Here is a 22,999-nt window from a genome sequence, read left to right on the forward strand (position 1 = left end):
GTTTTCCCGGCATAATTCCAGTCCACGTCGCACAGGGCAACAATGTTTTCTGCACTCATGTTGCGCAGGTTGTTGCGCCCCATGCCGCCTACGCCTACTCCGGCAATGTTCAGCTTGTCGCTTGGCGATACGTGGCCGAAACGTTTGCCCAGCACGGTGCCGGGTACAATGGTCAGCCCGGCGCCTGCCAGGGCCGTGGCTTTTACAAATTTTCGGCGGCTAATTTCTTTCATAACTATTTCTTTTAAATTTAAACTTAATACCTCTGAGGAGAATATTTCGTCTCCCCAGAGGTATAATCAAAACTACATAAACCTTTTCTCTATTTGTATCTTTCGGTATCCCACCAGACCCGTACATTCGAGCCGTCTCCCTTTCCACCATTCAGGGAAGCAGATGTTGCGTTTACTGTATTTTCTTCGCGTTCTTTATTTACGTAACGAAGTTTTTTCAAAAACTCTCCGTTGTTCGGTTTGATATTGGGATCGTCACTCTGAGCAATTGGTGTTAATTCCGGATATCCTGTTCTTCTGAATTCAGCCCATGCTTCATTTCCATTCGGGAACAAGGCAATCCATTTTTGAGTAATAACACGTTCAAGCTTATTCTCGAAATCAGCTGCTTCGTCCCATTTTACAGAGCCTCCGGCAATATAACTTTCATCATTTGTTGTTTCGTACAAACTCGTATTTACATTGTGTCTGGCTTCTTTGAAAGAAGCGCGTATTCCGTCTTCGTAATTAGTTCTTGCATCGCCGGCATTGTTCCATCCCCTGATGGCAGCTTCGGCTTTAAGAAAGCACACTTCTGAAAAACACATGGTGTAGTAGGGGTATGCCCTGAATCCACTGGGAGTGCCGGTGCCTGAGTTCCATTCGGGAGCCCAAAGCAATCCCCAGATGTTTGAGTTTTCGGCCGGAGTGTTTCCAGCTTTGGTCAGTTGGTCGGTCGGAAGTCCGTTGCGAACACCTTTGAATTCGGGAGCCTCGCTTCCGTGAGTGCTTTCTGTTACTCCCCAGTAGCATTCCATGCGCGGGTCGTTAACAGAACTAAGTTCTTTATATGCTTTTTCCAATGTAGAACTCATTCTGAATTCATTCCAGTAACAAAGCGTATAAAGCGGGTGTCCTATTCCGTCGTTATCATCTGTACTTGTTGCCAGCGCGGCATTGTCGTCAACAGAAGAAAGAAGCGGGCCGTTTAATGCAGCTTCTCCTTCGGCTTTGGCTTTTTCGGGATCGACAAACGAAAGGCGAAGCGCGTAACGTAACCGGAGTGAATTGCCCAGTTTGATCCATTTTGCCACATCGCCACCATAAATAATATCCTGGTTGCCATATTTCATCTGTTCAACAGAAAAAGATGACGACAGTGCTTCAGTAGCTTCTTTCAGGTCTTTCAGAATGCTGTAATAAATGTCTTTTTGGGCATCGTAAATAGGTTTTTCTGTACCCCTGCTTGCTTCGCTGTACGGAATATCACCGAATAAATCGGTTGTTCGTGCCGTTCCTATGGCAGTGGCAATTCGGGCAATGTGATACATCTCCTCGTATTTGGGAGTTGCTTCCGCCATCTTTTTAATGTCCAGCAGGTTTTTTAATACATAAGTGTAGTAGGGAGTCCAGTATGCAGTGGTAACCCAATTGTTGTTATACTCGTAGCGTCCTGACGAAAAATAAGAGGCGCTGTTGCTCATCCATTGCACAAAAAGGTTGGTGTGCAGGTTTTCTCCCATCTGATAATTAGCCCATCCGCCGTTGGTTGCTTCACGTTCCAGTTTGGGGAACAGAAGGCTGGGGTCGATTTCTGTGGCAGCATTCGGGTTGGTATTCATTTCATCGAAATCATCAGTACATCCTACGAAAAGAACGAGCCCGATAAATAATATCTGAAAGATTCTAAATATTTTTTTCATCATTCAAATTTTTAGAAAGTTAAATTAATGTTGAACCCAATATTGTTTGTAGGAGGCAATGAATTCAGTTCAAATGCCTGAGACCAGTCCTGCTGGTTTGAAGCGCCTTCGGGGTTTGTGCCCGGAGTATGCCTTACCAGGTAGAATAAATCGCGGCCTACCAACGATAGTTTCGCGTTTTTGATAAAAGAAACTTTGCTTAGCAATGATTGCGGAATGTTGTATCCGAGTGAGATTTCTCTCAGTTTCATGTAAGTAGCATCATAAATGTATGCTTCTCCAATACCGTAGGGCCCTCCAACTGACGACCAGTACTGTTCCGAAGTAATCTCTTTTGCATTTTTTTCTCCGGTAGAAGCAACAATCCCTTCAACAACCATTTTGTCGCGTCCTTCGAGGGTTCGGGTAGAAGTTCCTGCCTGCGTTGCCAGTGCATCGGTAACCGAGAGAATGTCTCCGCCGTATCTGATATCGAGCAACATGTTTAACGTCAGATTTTTGTAAGTTAATCTGGATGTGACAGCTCCTGTCCAGTCGGGTAGCATATTACCAACTTTTACATAATCAGATGTTGCAATTGGCAGTCCGTTATCATCAACCAAAACATTTCCTTTTTCATCACGTTTGAAAGCTTCGCTCATAATATCTCCAAACTTTTCGCCTTCTTTTACAACAACCTGCCCAATCCTCATCGAGCCCAAAACGTGAGTTTTTACATCTTCATTCAGCGCAACACATTCGGTGGTGTTGGTGCCCCAGTTAAAATTGAGTTGCCATTCCAAATCTTTGGTTCTAACCGGCACGGTATTCAGCATAATTTCGAGTCCGCTGCTTTTTATTTTACCGGCATTAATAAACTTGCTGGTGTAGCCGGTTGACTGGGGAATTGCCAGGGTTAAAATCTGATTAATGGTATTTGAGTTGTAATAAGTCAGATCCAGACCGAGACGGTTGTCGTACATTCTGAAATCAAATCCGCCTTCCCAGGAAGTGGTTTCTTCGGGTTTCAGATTGTAGAACGGCTGGGTGTTGGGCAATGTTGCATAAATAAGGTTGCCGTTGATTTTTGAAAAACTGTAAACCTGCGAAAGTCGGTACGGGTCGGTGTCGTTCCCAACCTGTGCCCACGAACCACGCAGTTTCAGAAAATCGATGGATTCGGGAAGTGTGATGATGTCTGAAAGAATACCGCTTAAACTAACTGAAGGATAGAAGTACGAACGGTTGTTTGCCGGCAGGGTAGAAGACCAGTCGTTTCTTCCGGTAACATCAAGAAACAGGTAGTTTCTGAACCCCAATTGTACATTTCCGAGAACAGACTGAATTTCTTTTTCGGTAGAATATTCAGAAGCAGTTTGGCTGGAGCCGTTGGATAAATTGTTGAACCCGTAAATAACAAGAGTGCCGGAGCTTCCTCCCAATGAGTTGTATTTTCTGTTCATAACAGCTGCTCCGATGTTGGAATTCAATGTGAAATCGTTGAACGTTTTGTCAATTTTCAGCATGATGTCTGAATTGACCTCACGAAGTTCAACTTCGGAACGACTTCTGGAGGGGTTCTGTCCGTTTACACTTTTCAGGCTGTAATACCCGTTGTGATCGTGCCAGTAATCCATCCCTGTTTTTCCGGCAACAGAAAGCCAGTCTGTAATTTTAAACGAAGCATTTACCACTCCGGTAAACCTGTCTCTTTTTGTAATACTGCTTTTTTTGTTGGAAACCAGGTTGTAAGGATTGAGAAATTCGTTACTGGGGCCGGTCCAGTTCATTGGGATATCATCAACGGTCAGGTTATCCTGCAAATCTTCGAGCCTGATGTTGGCCGGCATCTTAGTGAACATCTGCATGAGTCCGTATTCGCCCAGCGCAACCCTGTTTTTTGTTTCCTGGCGGGTGTAAGTTCCTTTTACTCCAACGGTTAAACGTTCGTATTTGTAGTTGGTACTTAAATCGAAGTATTTCCGGTCGATGCTGTTGTTTGGAGTTACCCCGTCAATTTGCGTATCGGTAAACGAGAAGCGTGCTGCCGCATTTTCTCCACCACCCTGAATAGAAACAGAGTTGGATGCGCTCAGCCCGGTTTGGAAAAAATTTTTGACGCGGTCTTTTTGTGCGGTCATGGCATAATCGCCTGCTTCACGATCGTAATATTTGTCGCGCCAGTTTTTGATGGTTTGTCCTGTCATCTTTGGTCCCCATCCCTGTTTGGAAGCAATGTCGAAAACGCCGGAATTACCCTGCCCGTATTCCCATTGGAAATCGTAACCGTCGTACAAATTAGTCCAGTTATAGTTTCCGTTATACTGAACCTGCATTGACTGGTTTTGTTTTGCCTTTTTTGTGGTAATTACCACTGCACCGTTCTGCGCGCGCGAACCGTAAAGTGCAGCAGCATTCGGGCCTTTTAGTACCGAAATGCTTTCAATGTCGTCGGGGTTAATTTCGGAAGCAGCGGTGGCCACATCGGAACCTCCCCACTGGCTGAAATCGCCGGTGTAGGTATTGTCAATGGGAACTCCGTCTACAACCCAAAGCGGTTGGTTGTTTCCGCTTAACGAATTCAAACCACGCATAATTACACGGGTAGAACCTCCGGTGCCACTTGACGACTGGGAAATATAAACCCCTGCCACTTTCCCCTGCAACATGTTTGCAATGTTTTCAGACCGTACTTCGTTAAAGTCTTTGGTGTTTACTTCCTGCATGGCATATCCCAGTGTTTTTTTCTCCCGTTTCATGCCAAGCGCAGTAACAACTACTTCGTCGAGTTCGGTTAACTTTTTTTGCAATACAATGTCGACAACAGACCTGCCGTTAACCGGGGCTTCGAGTGCTTCGAAACCGATAAATGAAAATACCAAAACAGCATTATCGTTGCTTACGTTTAACTGATAAACTCCATCTGCATTGGTTATAATTCCGTTACTGGTACCCTTTTCAATAATATTTACTCCCGGCAAGGGTTCCCCCTCGGGAGATACAACTTTACCCGTTACGTTTATTTGTGCCATAGCACTTGCGCAAACGAATAAAAACAAAAATGCTCCAAAAAATTTTTTTGTAAAAAAACTGATTTTCATAGTTTTTTAATTTTTAGTTCTAAACTTACAGTTTACATCGTTGAATTAATAATAATGTTTGTTTTTAGACCGGAATGGTCAAAACTGCCTCCTACCAACACTTTTTAAGGCTGGAAAATTGATAAATTCCCTGATTTGGAGTAAATTTGTTTTTCTTACAGTTATATTTACTCCTGCCTGCTTTTTAGCTTCCGACGGCTTGAAGCAGGCTTTTTCTTTCTTGTTTTTCTTAAGATCCGTTTCCCATTGTTCAATTCATTTAGATTAATATTTCCTGTTTTTTTGTTAAATCAATTGCATCCTGCTCAGCACCAGCGCGCCTGCACCTTTTATTGCCGCGTCAGAACCAATTGACGAAAAAGTTAGTTCGCATGAACGTAGGGGGAGAGACAATGCCGTATGAAGCATGCCTGCTTTTATTGAATCCATTAAAATTGCGTCTGCCGGAGCAAATTTTCCTCCAACTATAATAACCCCGGGATTGAGCAGGTTGAGTACGTTGCCCAACGCTTTCCCGAGTTTGAAACCCATGTTGTGGGTAATTGAAATCGAAAGCGCATCGCCTTTGGATGCTGCTCTCAGTATATCCAGATAATCTATTTTTTCTTCTTCTTTTTTGGTTAACAATAAAGAAGTTTCGTTTTTTTCGATGTGCTCGTGGAAATTTCGTTCGAGGGCATGTCCTCCTACTTCTGTTCCCACACATCCTCTTTTTCCGCACAAACAAAGCCGGTTACTGTCGCCCAGCTGAATGTGCCCAAACTCACCTGCAAAACCCTGTTCTCCGCCTATTATTTCGCCGTTGGAAATGATTGCCATTCCTAATCCTCCACTGAGGTTGAGCACAAAAGCGTTCTGTATATTTTTTGCTTTTCCAAAATATTGTTCGGCTAGTCCGAGCACATGGGTGTCGTTGTCTACATAAACCGGGAATACGAATTTTTCAGTAAAGAAATCGACCAGCGATCCATCTAAAAAGTTGAAATAGTTGTAAGAATACCCGGTGCGCGCATTAACCCGGCCGGTAATTCCAATGCCCATTCCTAAAATTCGCTGTTGATTGACTTTTGATTTATCGACCGCAGTTTGAATAAAAGCCACTACCTTTTCGAGACATTCTGTTGAGTTTTCCAAAACAAAACTGTCGTCGGTAATCGAGTAAACTTCGTCCATCTCCAGGTTGTAAACAGAAAGAGACAAGCCTTTCAGTAAAATAACCAGTCCGATTGAATACGCATATTCGGGGTCGATTCTGTACAGCGCGGGACGACGTCCGTTGTCTGTTTCTTTTTTCCCTGATTCAACAATGATTTTATCATCGATGAGCTCGTTGATGAGTTTCGTTCCGGTTGGAATACTCAATTTAACTTTTTTGCAAATTGCAGGAATTGTAAGATCCTCTTCTGATCTGTTCAGGAGAGCAACAATCTTCCTTTTCTTCGCCACCTGTCGGTTTTGGTTGTTTATGTCGTCTATATTTCTTGAAAATAAGTCCACGGCTGGTTTATTATCCGTTTTGTAATTTCTTGGCAAGTTTATAAATATTTTTATTAATGTCCTAGTAAAAATTCTTTTTTTTTATTTAGGAAATCGACGAATTGCTCAATGATTTCATATAAAAATAAAGAACAGTACCGAAGAAGAGGAGCCAGCGCGTACTTTTTAGAAATTTTTTTGAAAATACTATAAAAATTGCAAGATATGAATTAGTGGCAGGGCGAATATTGAAAGCCACAGAAAGTGAGGATTGCCGGCTAAGTCTGAAAATTGTGTTGAGGAACTTTGTTCTTTTACGTTTGTTTATTGGTCGGGCATTCTCTCCATAAAATAGTAAACACCTGTATCGTCTGTTTTTTTGAACCCCAAACGCTGGTATAGCCTTAGTGCAGGATTGTAATATTCAACATGGATGTTTAGTTTTTTTTCGGTTTCTTTTGATTCATTAATTAATGCTTGCAGCAGTTTTGTTCCTGTTCCTTTTCCTCTGTGCTCCGGAAGCAGGGCAATGTCCATTATTCTGATTTGAGATTCAGTTCGCCACACGTACAATCTGCCGGCCGGCTTATTGTTTATCAGAACAAGATTGAATTCGGCATCTTTGTATGCATTGGTGTAATGTGCATGTTGTGCATTGAACTGAAATTCGATAAACCGTTGTTTCTCTTCTTCGCTCATTGCCGTCAGCGAAAGTTCTTCTTCGCGGGTGCTCCTGTATAGCTTTATCAAGAAAGGAAGGTCATCAGGATTTATGGTGCGGAAAGAAATATTCATCGTGATAAAAATTGAATACAAATAAAGCAAAAACGTTTTATATTTTCTCAACTTAATTATCTTTGAGTTCATATAGTTCTATGTCAGATAAACTTATCTAATAAATATGTCAGAGCCATTTATTGCAGAAATAAGGATTTTTGCCGGAAATTTTGAGCCCCGCGGCTGGGCATTTTGTAACGGACAGTTACTTCCCATAGCACAGAATACAGCATTATTTTCTCTAATCGGAACTACCTATGGCGGCGATGGAAGAACCACAACCGCCTTACCCAATTTGCAGGGGAGGGCGCCAATGCATCCGGGCCAAGGTCCTGGTCTGACTTCCCGGCAATTAGGGGAAAGTGGTGGGAGAGAAACAGTTGTTTTGTTGGAAAATCAGCTCCCGGTACATAATCATCAGATGTACGTAAATGGTGCAGCGGTCGGTGACTCAAATCTGCCGGGCGACAAGTTTTTTGCGAATTCTTCAGTGCCACCAGCAAGTGTTTACAGTAATGATGTCCCTGACCTTCAGGTTCCGTTGATAACGGGGGAAAGCAATTCGCAGCCTCATAATAATATGCAGCCCCACCTTACAATGAATTTTATAATTGCCTTGGTTGGCTTATATCCGTCACGTAGCTAATACTATAGAATATGTCAGAACCTTATGTTGGAGAAATAAGAATGTTTGCCGGCAATTTTGCCCCGAGAGGCTGGGCTTTTTGCGACGGACAATTGATGGCTGTATCGCAAAATGATGCGTTATTTTCGTTGCTCGGAACCACATATGGCGGCGACGGAAGAACCACCTTCGCATTGCCAGATCTTAGAGGACGAATCCCTGTACATGCAGGTGACGGGCCGGGTTTAGCGCCAAAACGACTTGGGGAAAGAGGAGGAGCTGAATCAGTTACGCTCGCTGTAAATCACATGCCGGCGCATAAACATGAGATTGTCTGTAACGATTTTGTTGGTAACTCATTGGGCGATTCTGAAAGCAGAGCAATTGCCGCAGGTACGAACAGCAGAGTTTTTACTGATAACGCTGAAAATCTGGTTCCTTTAAATAATGGTACGATTGGTAACGCAGGAGGAAACCAGAGTCATGCCAATTTAATGCCATACAATTGTGTGCATTTTATCATTTCACTTGTCGGTATTTATCCGTCAAGACATTAAAAGAAAGTAAATTATGTCAGAACCATTTTTAGCAGAAATACGAATTGTAGGGTTCAATTTTGCGCCACGAGGCTGGGCCTTTTGCGACGGGCAGATTCTACCCATAAATCAAAATCAGAGTTTGTTTTCGTTGTTGGGAACTACCTACGGAGGTGATGGCCGGACAACTTTTGCTCTTCCCGAATTAAGGGGGCGTGCGCCTATTCATACAGGAAGCAGTGCTGGTGGAACGAATCATGCATTGGGTCAGAAATCTGGCCAGGAAAATCATACTTTATCTGCGTCGGAAGTTACACATGGGCATAATTTGAATATTGTCGATGCCGAGGGAACAAACACCGCAGGTGCGCAGTCATCACTTTCTGTGTCGAAGTTTGAACCGCGTTTTTCTAATGTTCCCAATGGATCTAAAACAATGAATTCAGGTAGTGTTTCCAGTGCCGGTAATGGCGATGCGCACGAAAATATGCAACCTTATTTGGCTTTAAATTTTTGTATTGCACTTCAGGGACTTTTCCCTTCCCGAAATTAAAATTGTATGAATAGCAGAAGAAATTTTTTGAAGATTGCAGGAACAGGGCTGACCGCTTCTGTTTTGCAGCCATTCGTTTCGAGTGGAGCTAAACTAAATACCAAAGGGCAGAAAATCAGGGTTGGAGTGTTGTTGCCACAGTCAGTTGAGCATCCCGGTCTTCCTGGTTCGTTTCTGAACGGACTAAGATTTGGTGTTGACCAGCGAAATGCCATAAAAAGAGGTAAAATAGAGTTGATTACCGAGATGGTGAATTTCGGAACTCCGCAAATTGTAAAAGAAAAATCGCAAAAGTTAATTGCTGAGAATAATGTGGATTTTATGACCGGAGTTTTGAATTCTGAAGTGGCATCTCATATCGGAAATATTTTTTCCAATGCGAAGTTGCCGTTTTTAGTTGCCAACGCCGGAGAAAGTTACCTGGTGAATGAGACAAAAAATAACCCGTATCTTTTTTTCAATAGTCTGAATTTGTTTCAGGCGGCTTATCATACCGGGAAATATGCAGTGGAACATTTCGGGAAAAACATTGCAATCGTGACGTCATTTTACGACAGTGGCTATGATTCTCTTTTTACGTTCAGGCAGGGAGTTGAAGCTGCCGGAGGAAATGCCTCAGCAACCTATTTGGCCGGGCAAAATGACAAAAACTTTGTTGGAGAAACCATTGAAAAGCTGAAACAATCGTCGCCCGATGCTGTGTATGTATTTTTGAACGGCAGTGCTTCTGACGACATGCTTCGAAGCATGTATTATGGCGGGTTAAAAATTCCGGTTTTGACAACGGCGTTCTCAACCGACCGGGAGCATTTGAATAATTTGGGAGAAGCGGCGCAAAACGTAATATCTGTTGCCGGCTGGAATGACGATATTGATTCTAAAACAAACCGCGTATTTGTGGAGAATTATCAAAAAAAATGGAACCGGATGCCCGACATGTTTGCTTTTTTGGGGTACGAAACCGGGCAGATAATTTACGATGTTTTGTCGAGATGCAAAAACGGTTTCGAAGGCCAGGAAATTGCCGACTCCGTAAAGCGCTGTTCATTGGAGTCACCCCGAGGGAAAATTTTCGTCAACCCGGAATCGGGCATGGTTAATAATAAGCTTTTTGTGAATAAGGTTGTTACAACATTAAGCGGCGTCGCCAAAAATGAAATTGTAGAAGTGCTTGATCCGGTAAATGAGTTTGATGAACAGTTTGCATCGCTCGATAACAACTACCGGACAGGATGGTTGAATCCGTATCTTTTTGTCTAAATCTATATTCCTAATCAATGAAGAAATTTTACTTTTTTTCTTTTTTTGCACTCCTGTTTTTTATCGGAAGCGGGCTGACGTTTGCCGCAGAAATTGGGGATAATATAAAAATCGGGTCGAATCAGCAATCGGCCAAGTTTCCGCAGCTCACCTATTGCAGCGAACAAGATAAGATTTTGATGGTTTGGAATGGGAATGACAGTGGAACCGATCAGATTTTTTTCAAGTTTCTGACACATTCCGAAGTTTCTCAAAATCCTTCTGCGCCAGGAATGCAGCTATCGTCGGGCTCTTCACCGTGGAACAGGTATTCGGAAAGGCCACGGGCTGCATACGATGCGTTTTCGGCAACCGCTGCTGTGGTTTGGCAGGAAAGTAATGCCGTTGGGAAAGATTCTGTTGTGATGGCAATTCTGGATGTGAATACAGAGAGCAAATTGACTGAAGTTGTGGTGGCTGCCAACAGCAGTTGGAATATGACGGCAACGGTTGCATCCGATAATAACGGAAGTTTTTTAGTGGCATACTACGATTCTGCCAGCACTAATATTACAGCGAAATTGTTTGATGCAAACGGAGCTCAGAGTGGCAGTGATGTGATTTTGGGCACTGTTGCCGGCGGATATATGTTTCCTTATTCGATTGATATTGCTTACAATTCTGAAAATGAGATTTTTCTTGTTACCTGGGCTGACTACAATTCGAACCTGTTTTCCAGAACGTTGAATAGTGACGGAACTGCTGGAGAATTGAATGTGTATAATTCAATCCAGGGTGTAGCAAATCCCTCGGTTGCTTATAACGATTCCTTAAATATTTTTCTGATTGCTTATGACGATTTTGCAGGAAATGTAAGTGCACAACTTACAGATAGCCTCGGGATTTTGTCCGGTTCATTATTTACATTTGGTAGTTCTTCTGCTTTAGAGGCTGAGCCTGATGTTGCTTACAACGCAAAAAACAATGGTTTTGCAGTTACCTGGAGCGACTATCTGGGCGGTTCCGGTGTTTGGGTGCAAGAGATTCTTGTATCGTCTTGCACGGTGTTAGTCGATTCGGTTAAAATGGATAAAATAAGCGCCACTACAAACTCGTCATCCGTTGCATACGATGCGGTAAATGATAGTTACTGGGTTGCATGGTATGGAGAATCGGGCGGGGCAAAAGACGAGTTATTTCTTCAAAGATATCGTTCGGAAAATATATCGATTAAAGCAAATTGCAAGGATATTACGGTTTATTTGGATGAAAATGGGGAGTACGTGTTATCTGCGGAAGATGTGGATAACGGTTCTTTTTTATTGTGCGGACATGTGCAAATGGATATTGATGTGGACGAGGCTTTGACTTGTGCTGTCACTCAGCCAGTCGAAGTACGTTTAACCGCTTCTGATGGAGATGAACAAACCGACTATTGTGTCGCAACCGTAACGGTTTTGGACACGGTTCCCCCGGTTCCGGTTTGTGAAAACAAAACCATTTTTCTGGATGCAAATGGAGAGGCTTATTTAACTCCGGAAGATATTGATGGAGGAAGTACTGATAATTGTGGTATTCAGGCAATTTGGCTCGATAAAACTGATTTTTATACAGCAGATCTTGGAGAAAATACGGTGTTACTCACCGTGAAAGATAATGCCGGAATAGAACGCAGTTGTGAAGCAATTGTGACGGTGTCGGAGTTTATTGATGACACACCGCCATCGGTAAGAACTACTCCGCTTACGATTTATTTAGATGAAACCGGAACGGCAAGCATTGAGCCGTCAGATATTGATAATGGTTCTTTTGATGATGGCGAAATTGAGAGCCTGAGTTTGGATAAGTCGGTATTTACCTGTGATGATGCCAACAGAACAGACACAATGTTTGCACTGGCGCCTGAAGCGTCAACGGGGAGTGTGGCGAGGTTTGTAGGTTCTCAGGGGAAAGACTGGAAGTACGATGGTGTTGCAGGCTCTACCGGACTTGGGTTTAATTATGGTTTTGAGCGCAACTTATCTGATGGGCAGTATTATTTAATTGGCGGTGCCAGTGAAGACGAAAGGAATTTATATCGGTTGGATGCGGAAACATTCAGCGCGGAGTTTATTACTGAACTGATGTCTTCGGATGGGGACGAAGAGCCGCTGGATATAGCTATCGATAATAATGGTTACTTTTTTATCGTATATAAAAATGGTACAATCGATAAACTTGATCCTGTAACATGGACTGCAGTTGAACATGCTAATATTGGTGCAGGCCTTGGGGAAGTTAGCTTAACTTACGATAATGAAAATGAACGGTTGTTGTTTGTGCATTTTCTTCAAAATGAAGCTGTAAACGCACCTAATGTGCTGTCAGAAATTAGCAGTAACGGCACAGTAACCGAGCTGTTTTCGTTTTTCACCCCGGGAAATGATTCGTCTTGTTGCGCGCTGGGAATTGAATATGCGGGTAACGGATTTTGTTTTGCATCTTCTGCTTTTAACTGCGACGCATTGTTTGAGATTGATTTGAATAATGAATCAGTTAATTTGATTGCCCAGCCCAATGGTTCTTCTTTTTCAGGACTAAAAGACTTGATTTACATTCCGGCTAATATGGTAACACTTATTGTTACTGATATTTACGGAAATTCATCGGAGGGAAAAGTAAAAGTTGAGGTGGTGGATAATATTGAGCCTGCACTGGTTCTTAATCAGGTTCAAGTGTATTTGGGGCCTGACGGAACTTATAAAATAACCGAGCAGGACATTGAAGCAATGATTGCTGGTACAGATGACAATTGCTCTTCATCTGGCAACCTGGAATTCGAAGTATATCCGAAAATTTTTGACTGCACTATGGATGAAATTGTGCACGTGCGCGTTACTGCCGCCGATGCATCCGGAAATTACACAAGAGCCTGGACTACGGTTTTAGTTTTCGATACTTTGTCGCCGGTGTTTGAACCAGTTGCCGATTTTGAAACGACGGTTTCTCCCGGAACAAGTGAAACACCAATAGAATATCCCGAGGTTTTGGCAACAGACAATTGTTCTGTTGAAGTTAACCTAATTGGTGGTTTGGGACCTAATGGACTCTTCCCGGTTGGCGTAACCACAGAAAAGTGGGTAGCTGTTGATGATCGTGGTAATTCTGATACATTAATGTTTAATGTTACCGTTGTTGCGCTAAATGCCAATCCAACAATTAACCCGATTTCTGATGTTGAAGTGAGTGAAAGCACCTCGCCAATAACCGTGGAACTTGCTGGTATTTCATACGGAAACGACCTGGTTGAACAGACGGTGGCTGTTACCGCAAAAGCCGATAATGTAGATTTGGTTGAATCGATTTTTGTGAATTACGAATCGGGAAGCACCGGGTCGCTCGAAATTGAAATAGCTTCTGAAAGGAGTGGTGTCGCAATAATTACGGTAAATGTAATCGATAGCGAAGGGGGAGAGGTTTCCGAAACATTTCGTCTGACTGTAATTCCGGTGAATAAACCACCTTTCCTTGTTTATCCGATTTCTGATCAGTGGGTGAATGCTTCGTATGTGCTAAAAGTCCCGGTTAGTCCGGTATTAGGCGAATTGTTTGACGATCCGGAAGGAGATGCTTTAACGATTAGTGCCATGCTTGCAGATGGTACAGTTTTGCCGGGTTGGGCCGAGCTTGTTAATGATTCGCTGGTTTTTAACCCGATGATTGAAAATGTGGGTTGCATTGATGTTGTGGTAAAAGCGACCGATATCGAGGGTGGATCTGCAACGGATACGTTTGCGGTATGTGTTGAAGGATATCCGGTAAATGCAGATGCTATTTCGGCAGGCGGGTTAAGTGTGAATCTTTATCCGAATCCTGCAGTTGATAAAGTAAATATCAGTATAAAAAGCAGTTCTTTCGAACCAACTGTGGTAACGGTATATACAATAACCGGAGAACTTGTGCTTCAGGGAAAATTTGATGCCGGTCAGCTTATTTCATTGGATATGGCAGAGCATGTATCGGGCGTGTATTTTGTAAAAATTGATCAAAATAACCGTACGGTTGTTAAAAAACTTGTACTGAAAGGGAAGTAAATGTTTTGGAATTCGTTAGTGGAATTAGAAGGAGTAACTTTCACAACGGAAATGCAAAGTTAACCGCACAAAAAAAGCCGCTGAAAAGCGGCTTTTTTTGTGCCCAGAACAAGAGCAACACCATACAATTTTATCACTTCCCGAACATCCCTAAAAACGTTGATACGTCTAATGTTTTAATCCCTTTGCATTAATAACTTATAAGATTGTATGTTGTATAATATTGAAATAAATTGCATGAAGTTGATATAATATTGAGATTATATTTATATTTTTAGGCTATAATTTTAAAGTTAGAACATTATGCCAACAATTAGTTATGAGATCAACAAGCTCAAAAATGACAGGTATGCTATTCATGTTAGACTGTCTGATGGATTAAAAAGGGTATTCAGGAGAAAGACAGGGCTAACAATTAATATTAGGAATTGGGATACCAAATCAAATTTGCCAAAACAGATTGACGAAATTGAAAAATTAAAACGTAAAAAACTCATTGACTTACGTGAAGAAATTTATAACCGTTATGATACCGCAATATTGGAAGAACAGGAAATTAATAAGACCTGGTTAGACGATTGTGTTGAGTCCTTTATGGGAATACGAAAGACAACAGATAAAGACCGTTTAACAAAGTATTTCGACTACTATATCAAATCAGTTCTTCCCTATAAATCACAGAAGGGTAAAACTAAAGGTGTAAGCAATAGAACCATTCAGAAATACAATACACTAAAAGATAAAATTATTTCATTTGAAAAGCATACCAATAAAGAATACTATATCAAAGATGTTTCACCAAAATTTGGAATGGAATTCGATAAATACCTGTCAGAGGTTGAAAAACTGGGAGAATCAACAACTGGAGGTTATATAGCAGCATTAAAAACAATGTGCATGTATGCAGGGGATAAGGACGAAATGAAAAACCATCCGAAAGTTAAAAGTATTGGGGTTTATACAGGTGAAAGAAAAATAAAAACAATCCTGTCAATAAAAGAATTGGAAGCAATTAAAGATGCAAATATTTTAGATGAATCATTGCAGATTGCAAGGGATTGGTTAATTATTGGGTGCAACACGGCACAACGTGTTTCCGACTTACTGCCATTAACAAAAGAAAACATAGTTACTATTGACGGAAGCGAAGTAATTGAATTAACCAATAGAAAGACAGGTAAGGAATTGTATATTCCTTTATTTGATGAGGTGAAAGAAGTTTTAAATAAATATGACGGAGGTTTTCCTCCAAATATGTCGGACCAACATTTTAACAGGCAGATTAAAAAGGTTGCTAAGATCGCCAAACTAACTTATTTGGAATACGGAGAATTAAACAATCCTGAGACTAAACGAAAAGAAAAAGGTGAGTTCCCTAAATGGAAGTTAGTATCGTCACACATTATGCGGAGGAGCTTTGCAACAAATTACTATGGTAAATACCCTACACCGTTGTTAATGCAGATAACTAAACACGCCACAGAGAAACAATTTAGAGAATATATTCATAAAGACGCTATGGATCATGTTAAACAGTTTGAATATGAGATTGAAAAGAAGAAAAAAGAGGCTAATGAAAAATCAAAAATTGTCAAATTAAACAATGTTGGATAATTGTTTCGTTTAAAAAAATGACACCATGCAGCACCCCAAAAACAATTTTTAAAGTATATTGGTAAGCCAGTAAAGGTTTTTTCTGTTCAGTTAGCTGAGTACTGGCAGGAAGAAACATTAAAGAATAAGAAAGAAACTGTATTGATTTTTGAAAAACGTGTTAATTAAATATAGATGAAAGAATTTGATTATGATGATTTTAAAAACAGTTCCTCTATATGTGGCAAATACTATACTGGTCTTCTCAAAATTCATGGGGAAATAATATTCTTACATAAGGATCAAAGTCAAAAAGATGAAAAACAATTAAAATCAAAGATTAGATACTTTGAAGAAAAATTCAATGAGCTGTTAATCCAAAGTGAAAAAGATAACTTTTTTTGGGAATTTTGCCCTATTACTGTCTATGAAAAAACCTATCAATTAAGAAAGAAAAAATATTTATCTATTTTCCCCCAAGCGGAAGATATTGATTTTATTATAGAAGAAGAAAGGATTATAGGAGATCGATATACCCAGCAATTAGTTGATGATACAGAATCTTATGACCTTTCATTGCCTAAAATAAAACCGATTTACTTAATTGGAAGTAAAAGGCATCCAGATAATGAAATGTTTTATCTTAATGATTATTTATTAAAGTCAATTGGTTATAATAGAAACAAAAAAATCAATTATTTAAATGAAAGAAAAAATCAGTTAATTAATTCAAAACAAGAATCACGGAATAACGTAAATGAAATTCATTTAGACCTATCAAATAATTTTAAGTCCGAGAGAATCGTATTCATGCACGAATTAGGTATCTTAGATTATTTAGAAAAAAGGATGAAAACGGATCTCGGTTATTTTAATGCCAATAAATTAGCAGAAATTATTAGTACTTTTTCAGGTATTCCATATACTACTGCACAATCCGCGTTAAATCCCATTTATTCAGATGCAAACCCAAAAAATAATCCGATTACTAAAAATAATTTGGAGAAGGTTATTAATAAACTTAATAAAATAGGCTTTATCAAAACCAAATCCAACCAATAAAAGCTTATTAAATAACTTTCAGGGAATCCCTGAAATATCCCTAATTTTTATTTGCACCATAACAATAAAATAAAAGTTATGAGTGACAAAATTATTCAATTAATCGAGATTACACCGGAACAGCTTCAAGAAGCAATTCTTAACGGTGTAAAAGTTCAAATCGAAGAACTTAAAAAGAGTTTCCAACCTGTTCAGCCAACAGAGTATTTGACCCGTGAAGAAGTATCTAAACTTCTTAAAATCAACTTAAGCACAGTTCATGGTTGGACAAAGAAAGGAAAGTTGAATGCGTTTTACTGCGGAAACCGCGTGTATTATAAAAGAAGCGAAGTTGAGGCAGCCATTAAACCACTAAACCAATAAGCCATGAAAGAATTAAAATTAGAATTCATGGGAGAAGGTGAAGTAAAAGGATTTAAATTCAATCAATTACTTCGTTCTGGTAGGGCTTATATGTATCAAGTAAATGATGAGGGTAAAATTCATTATGAAGTTTTTAAAAAGCGGATAAACACACGACATAGAGAGCCCAACGTGTCATATCCAACAAGTAAAGGTTTTGGAATCTGGGCAAAAACAACAAGAGATTTTAACACTGCATTAGATTATTTAATTCAATACAGTAAGAAAAATGGATAAAGTTATTTCTGCTACCGATTTATTAAATATGGAATACACTGAAATTCCTTATTTGCTGGAATCAGTATTTCCAAAACAGGGATTGGCTGCTGTTGGCGGAAGTTCTGACACGGGAAAATCACATTTACTAAGACAGGTTGCAATGAGTATTGTTTCCGGTGAAAAAGAATTTCTTGGATTAAAATTAAATTCTGAACACAACAGGGTTTTGTATGTATCTACTGAGGATTTTGAAATAGCAACAAGTGTTTCACTAAAAAAACAACAAGCTGAACTTGGATTAACAAATGAAACCTTTAAAAATCTATCATTCATATTTGACACAACCGACTTAATCGCCAATATTGAAAGCCAACTTCAACAGAATCCACACGATCTTGTGGTAATTGATACTTTTTCAGATTTGTTCGGTAACGATATAAATCAGGTTAATCAGGTAAGAAACTACTTGCACCAATACGGGCAATTAGCCAATAAATATAAGTGTTTGTTTCTTTTTATACACCATTCAGGAAAAGGAACAGAATATAAAACACCAAGTAAAAACAGCCTATTGGGTAGCCAGGGATTTGAAGGTAAAATGAGAGCAGTAGTTTTATTGTTAAAATCCAAATCAGATGTTAACCTCAGGTATTTTTGTTCTGTAAAAGGAAACTACATAGAAGAAAAAATGAAAACAGAAGCCATAGAGCTTGTATTTAATGACAACCTTTGTTTTCAGGCAACAGGAAATACAAACTTATTGGAAGAAATAAAGAAACCTGAAAAGGAGAATACAAAAAGTGAAGTGCTTAAACTTCAACAGAGTGGCTTTAGCCAAGGTGAAATAGCAGATCGGTTAGGCATATCTCAGCCATCTGTTAGCAGAATCCTTTCCGGGAAAAGTTAGATTCAGAATAGTAAATTATTCATTCATTCATAAGAAAATGAATGAATGAATAATTTACATGATATATTTTATTAAAATTTTTGCCTCTAAAATAGTTTTTAACCAACAACAAGTAGAATATCTAAATAAGACCTTTGCCGAAAGGAATAAGTTCCTTATTTTTAGGCTTATTCTTTTAAATCAAAAGTCAATGAATCCGGATCAACAAAAAATTGCATTAAAAGTAATTTACTATCTTAAAAAACGAGGTGGGATATCAAACTTAAACGATATTATAAAAAACGTTAAAGAACTAGAAAAAGATTACAACAAAATTCCAATAATGGAAGGACTTAAGGATTACGAATTAATTGCAAATACAAACTCAAGCTCAACGTCTTACAGGCTAAGTGCAAAAGGACATGAATTTGAAACTTGGGACAAGTTTTTTTTTGAAAAATCACTTGAGATTAAATTAGCTAAATCAAACATTGAAGCTAATGAACTTCAAAAGCGATATAGCAACTTTAACAAAACATTTTTGATTCTAAACGCTGTATTTGCTGCTATAAATATCTTGATAGCAATACTATTGTAGTTGAAAGCTGTAAAATGAAAATAAGGATATTCCAGATTAATATTTTAAATTCATTACCGTTAAAAAATCTTTTATTTAACCAATTAAACATTTATTTTTAATTTTATTTGTTATGAAATTTATTAGAGTACAAGCTAGGAGAATTACCGAAAACAGTCAAACAAAGGATTTACCTAAAGAGACAGAATTTTTCATAAACTCAAACATAATTAAAACAATAGATCCTATTGACTACAAAATCACACTAATGGAAGACGAATACAATGTACATAACGATTTGGTCAAAATTGGAATTGCAGACTACGAAATTTCGTTGGTAAATCATCTCGACTTAGACTCTTTGATATTGAAATAGCCTTTTGTATTTTAATGCCAAGAAACTTAGTTGTCGTTTCAGCGTAATATTCATCACGAGCTGCGGTTACATGATAAATTTTTGTGAATGATTTTAAAAGCATTTTAAAATTCTTTTTTGAACAGTCTTTTAATGGCACTGTCACGTTAAAAGCAGTTTTAAACTTTAAAATGGCACTGCTTTTTAGCCACGGTTATATAAAAATACAAAAAGGTAGATTAGGGAGTTTAAAAGCACTATTTGAGGTGACAATAAAACCAACTTTTTGAATAAAAAATTCCCCAATTTTGTAAAACCCTGAATTGAACTAATTTGATTGAAAATGATGTTTCAAAATACAGTTATCAAAAATTAGCATTTAAGATTTAAGATAGAAATATAAATCTATACTTTGATTTGCATTTTGCATTGAAAATAAGTTGGATAAAAAATCTTTATTCCTAACTTTATGGCCTAATAAACAATATTCTAAAAACAAATCACGTGAGGTTAACTTTTTTTATTTTAGTTGTTTTTATTCCAAGTTTTGTTATTTCTCAAACAACGGGAACTTTCATAGACAACCGAGATAGCACTGAATATAAATGGGTAAAAATTGGCGATCAAATATGGATGGCCGAAAATCTTGCATATTTGCCTGGAATTGGTGGAATACCTGTTTATATAAATCAATCTTTTGCTTATATGAAAACCTATTTTGTTTATAATTATCAAGGAACTAGCGTTGAAGAAGCGAAATCAACTGACTATTTTACGAAATATGGTGCATTATATGATTGGTTCGCCGCCATTGATGGCTACCAAGCAAGTAATAGCGATCCAAGTGGAATACAAGGAGCTTGTCCTGATGGCTGGCATATTCCAAGTAGAGCAGAATGGCAAAAGTTAACTGATTTTATTTGCAACGATATAGGAATTTGCGAAATACGCACTGGCTTTAGCAATAAATATTATACTGAAATCGGAAGATATTTAAAATCAGAAACAGGTTGGGAAATTAACAATGGATTGAATTCTTATGGTTTTAATGCATTACCGTCGGGTTGGTCTGCAAATTCAACAAAATCTGAAGGAAATTTGGGATTATATTGGACGGCAAGCGAATACAATAGAGATTATGCTACTGCGTATTGGCTAGATTCCAATGACCAACATTTAAGAGTTGGTAACCCATATTTATTGGTACGTAATAGCAATTCCGATGTCATTGGTAAGTGGGGGGGGTTTAGTATTAGATGTGTTTGTGATGACAATTCTTTATTAACAAACAATAATCAGTCAAAATCTATAAAAGATAATCTAAAAATAAATATTTATCCAAATCCCAGTAATGATGGGAGGATTTTTATTGAAATTAGTAATTTTGAAGGAACGGGAAATTTTACTGTTTTTAATTTACATGGAATTGAAATTAATTCATGGGAGTTTTATGCGGAAAATGGTTCGTTCAAAAAAGAAATAAATCTGGCTAACTTTGCTAAAGGCATTTATTATTTTAGATTTTCTCTTGGTGAAAAATCACTAAATAAAACCATTATACTTTATTGAAAAAGTCTGACAGAGCAATTTTTATTTTCAGGTGGACTAATGATTCTTTACGGGGGAGATCGTTCCTCTGACGTAAGCTAAGACACCTCATAGAGGGATATTTATTGTTAAGTTGAGTTAGGCGCCAAAATATGTTTTATAGCACATTTCTGATAATTCTATTTAGAAATATATTTACTCAAAAAAATCTTGTAAGTTTGTCTAATATCATTTCATCCTTTTTAAACATGAATATCAATAAGCGAAATCTACACGTATTGATTACATTAATGTTTTTAATCGTAATTGGATACTTATTAAAAAAAACTACAAATATTGAAACACAAGAAAAGAATGAAGAAATTAAATTTGCACCTTCTTTAAAGGAGGGAAAAAAAGATTTTGTTGAATATCTTGATTCTACTACCCTTATTTATTCTAATTTCAAATATAATATCGCAATTGATTTTCCTGATCATTGGTTAATTGACAAAGGTGTATCAGAACATACAATTATTAGAGGAAGTTATGCAGATAGTGGAATATCACTTGCGATTAATGTTATAGAGCTCGAAGGATTTGAAATGGGCGATAAATCTATTTGGGATTTATATGAGCAAAATGAGCAAATCTGGGAAAACGAAAAACAGAAATTGCTTCAAGAAGCAACAAACGAAGAATTGTATAGCTTTAGTTCACGCAAGGTACATTTAAGCAATGTTGAAGCTATTGAATATAGGTTTAGCCGTATATTTCGCCAAGTAGATTTAGAATTTGAAATGCAACACGTTGTATATGAATTTTTTTATCACAATTGTACATACTCAGTTGGTCTTCAGGTTCCTTGGTTTCTTTTTGATGAGAATCCACAGAGGTATAACTCATTGTTTTATGGGGTGTCGTTATTGAAAAGAAGCACAAGCATTGAGCCTCATTAAATTTTACTAATAGGTAAAAATTTATATTTCGCTTCGTGTTAGAGGATCAGGCAGACAAGTAGCAATATCATAAAACTTTAGTCCAAGCCAACGCACAACGTCTTTGTTTCGTTTTCTTTTAGATACATTACAAAGTCTATTAAATTAATTAAATTTAATCCGTGAAAGTCTGATAGGGCCACAGTCAAATAAAAATATTGGGTATGGGGCGATAAAATAACAAGAGAAAAAACAGTTAGGTAAGTTGTCTTTATACCTATATCTTAAACCCACCAAAACAAAACCAAAAACCGATCTGCGAAAGCCGGTGGCCACTTATTATTTCATTCAACTAATACGATTCAGAAAAAGTGATTATCTTCTTTCATTGCCTCCCATATAAAGCAATTAGGGACTTTCTCCCTGCAAGTGGATACTTGTATTCAGAAAAACGTTTTAACCCGTTTATAGTGATTATGGTTTGTTGTAAAAGAGATAGGTAAATATTGTGTGAATTGATGTTGTATAGTAATATATTTATATTTTATTTATATTTTACTTAAATAAAAAATGCAACAAGCTATAATTCAGTTTGTTGCATCTTGTATTTGTGCCCAGAACAAGAATCGAACTTGCACGGCCTAAATCGGCCACAAGGCCCTCAACCTTGCGTGTCTACCAATTCCACCATCTGGGCATATCATGTTCTCAAAAAACGCGATGCAAAACTATAAAATTTATTGAAACCGGAATAGTTTTATGAAAAAAGTTTCAATTCTTTCGTTCATATTCTTCTTCGAAACGGGTTTTTGTAATAATGCCATTCCTGACATTAAAAAAATAACGCTCTGTTTTGCTTACTTTTGGCGTTACAATCGGGTCGAGGGTGAGTTTTCCCTGGCTGATTTCCGTGCTGTGTAATTCTTCATCTTTTTCAAAAACGTAAACAGAATCATTGGCTGTTTTTATGATTGTTGTGGGCTCGCCAAACGTTTTTTGTAATGAAGATACTGGTTTTCCGGTAAATGACTTTTTTAACTGGCGTTGCGTTCCGCAAGAGGCAATCAGCACAATGCTAACAAACAAAACTGCAATTTTATACATGACGAAGTTTTTCTCAAAGAAACTTCAAAAAAATGAAAAAGTACGCCTGATATAAGTTTTTA

19 protein-coding genes and 1 tRNA gene are annotated in these 22,999 nt (G+C 38.4%); 13 read left to right on the top strand and 7 right to left on the bottom strand.

What is annotated here, in order from left to right:
* The 5 genes from BUB08_RS16825 to BUB08_RS16845 all read right to left on the bottom strand — a co-directional run.
* Positions 1-233: twin-arginine translocation signal domain-containing protein (locus tag BUB08_RS16825; protein WP_139249771.1), on the bottom strand; the 233-nt coding region annotated here is incomplete at its 3' end.
* An 89-nt stretch (positions 234-322) separates the two neighbouring features.
* Positions 323-1,918, bottom strand: a complete 1,596-nt coding sequence (locus BUB08_RS16830; protein ID WP_217651646.1) for a SusD/RagB family nutrient-binding outer membrane lipoprotein — start codon at positions 1,916-1,918, stop codon at positions 323-325.
* Positions 1,919-1,926: 8 nt separating this feature from the next.
* A complete protein-coding gene (locus BUB08_RS16835; protein ID WP_245820217.1) occupies positions 1,927-4,995 on the bottom strand; it encodes a SusC/RagA family TonB-linked outer membrane protein in 3,069 nt (1,022 codons plus the stop codon).
* A 285-nt stretch (positions 4,996-5,280) separates the two neighbouring features.
* Positions 5,281-6,492, bottom strand: a complete 1,212-nt coding sequence (locus BUB08_RS16840; protein WP_073003176.1) for an ROK family protein — start codon at positions 6,490-6,492, stop codon at positions 5,281-5,283.
* A gap of 303 nt (positions 6,493-6,795) precedes the next feature.
* On the bottom strand, positions 6,796-7,266 hold the full coding sequence (locus tag BUB08_RS16845) for a GNAT family N-acetyltransferase (protein WP_083570839.1): 471 nt from the start codon (positions 7,264-7,266) through the stop codon (positions 6,796-6,798).
* 106 nt (positions 7,267-7,372) lie between these two features.
* On the opposite strand from BUB08_RS16845, the gene BUB08_RS16850 reads away from it, so the two are divergent.
* The 13 genes from BUB08_RS16850 to BUB08_RS16920 all read left to right on the top strand — a co-directional run bounded on the left by BUB08_RS16850 (position 7,373) and on the right by BUB08_RS16920 (position 21,854).
* Positions 7,373-7,894, top strand: a complete 522-nt coding sequence (locus tag BUB08_RS16850) for a phage tail protein (RefSeq protein ID WP_073003087.1) — start codon at positions 7,373-7,375, stop codon at positions 7,892-7,894.
* A gap of 11 nt (positions 7,895-7,905) precedes the next feature.
* Positions 7,906-8,430: a phage tail protein gene (locus BUB08_RS16855; protein ID WP_073003088.1), complete on the top strand. Its 525-nt coding sequence runs from the start codon at positions 7,906-7,908 to the stop codon at positions 8,428-8,430.
* Between the two features lie 13 nt (positions 8,431-8,443).
* Complete coding sequence (locus BUB08_RS16860) at positions 8,444-8,962, top strand: phage tail protein (RefSeq protein ID WP_073003089.1); 519 nt, start codon at positions 8,444-8,446, stop codon at positions 8,960-8,962.
* 6 nt (positions 8,963-8,968) lie between these two features.
* Positions 8,969-10,222, top strand: coding sequence for an ABC transporter substrate-binding protein (locus BUB08_RS16865; protein ID WP_073003090.1), 1,254 nt, complete (start codon positions 8,969-8,971; stop codon positions 10,220-10,222).
* Positions 10,223-10,239: 17 nt separating this feature from the next.
* Positions 10,240-14,274, top strand: coding sequence for a T9SS type A sorting domain-containing protein (locus tag BUB08_RS16870; RefSeq protein ID WP_073003091.1), 4,035 nt, complete (start codon positions 10,240-10,242; stop codon positions 14,272-14,274).
* A 303-nt stretch (positions 14,275-14,577) separates the two neighbouring features.
* Positions 14,578-15,888 carry a phage integrase SAM-like domain-containing protein gene (locus BUB08_RS16875; RefSeq protein WP_073003092.1) on the top strand — a complete coding sequence of 437 codons (1,311 nt, stop codon included), beginning with the start codon at positions 14,578-14,580 and terminating at the stop codon, positions 15,886-15,888.
* A 174-nt stretch (positions 15,889-16,062) separates the two neighbouring features.
* On the top strand, positions 16,063-16,929 hold the full coding sequence (locus BUB08_RS16880; RefSeq protein WP_073003093.1) for a hypothetical protein: 867 nt from the start codon (positions 16,063-16,065) through the stop codon (positions 16,927-16,929).
* A 78-nt stretch (positions 16,930-17,007) separates the two neighbouring features.
* Entirely contained in the window at positions 17,008-17,292 is a 285-nt protein-coding gene (locus BUB08_RS16885) for a helix-turn-helix domain-containing protein (protein ID WP_073003094.1), read from the top strand.
* A gap of 3 nt (positions 17,293-17,295) precedes the next feature.
* The gene (locus BUB08_RS16890; protein WP_073003095.1) at positions 17,296-17,568 is read left to right on the top strand and encodes a hypothetical protein; all 273 of its coding nucleotides are present in this window, start codon (positions 17,296-17,298) and stop codon (positions 17,566-17,568) included.
* Positions 17,561-18,457 carry an AAA family ATPase gene (locus BUB08_RS16895; RefSeq protein WP_073003096.1) on the top strand — a complete coding sequence of 299 codons (897 nt, stop codon included), beginning with the start codon at positions 17,561-17,563 and terminating at the stop codon, positions 18,455-18,457. The genes BUB08_RS16890 and BUB08_RS16895 overlap by 8 nt, the downstream gene beginning before the upstream one ends.
* 190 nt (positions 18,458-18,647) lie before the next feature.
* On the top strand, positions 18,648-19,034 hold the full coding sequence (locus BUB08_RS16900; protein ID WP_139249772.1) for a hypothetical protein: 387 nt from the start codon (positions 18,648-18,650) through the stop codon (positions 19,032-19,034).
* 838 nt (positions 19,035-19,872) lie between these two features.
* The gene (locus BUB08_RS16915) at positions 19,873-20,937 is read left to right on the top strand and encodes an FISUMP domain-containing protein (protein ID WP_073003100.1); all 1,065 of its coding nucleotides are present in this window, start codon (positions 19,873-19,875) and stop codon (positions 20,935-20,937) included.
* 227 nt (positions 20,938-21,164) lie between these two features.
* On the top strand, positions 21,165-21,854 hold the full coding sequence (locus BUB08_RS16920) for a hypothetical protein (RefSeq protein WP_139249773.1): 690 nt from the start codon (positions 21,165-21,167) through the stop codon (positions 21,852-21,854).
* Positions 21,855-22,444: 590 nt separating this feature from the next.
* On the opposite strand, the gene BUB08_RS16925 is transcribed toward BUB08_RS16920, so the two are convergent.
* Positions 22,445-22,530, bottom strand: a tRNA-Leu gene (locus tag BUB08_RS16925).
* A 74-nt stretch (positions 22,531-22,604) separates the two neighbouring features.
* Positions 22,605-22,937: a hypothetical protein gene (locus BUB08_RS16930; RefSeq protein WP_073003102.1), complete on the bottom strand. Its 333-nt coding sequence runs from the start codon at positions 22,935-22,937 to the stop codon at positions 22,605-22,607.
* Positions 22,938-22,999: the final 62 nt, after the last annotated feature.

Origin of the sequence: Mariniphaga anaerophila (assembly GCF_900129025.1) — a bacterium.
Taxonomy (GTDB): domain Bacteria; phylum Bacteroidota; class Bacteroidia; order Bacteroidales; family Prolixibacteraceae; genus Mariniphaga; species Mariniphaga anaerophila.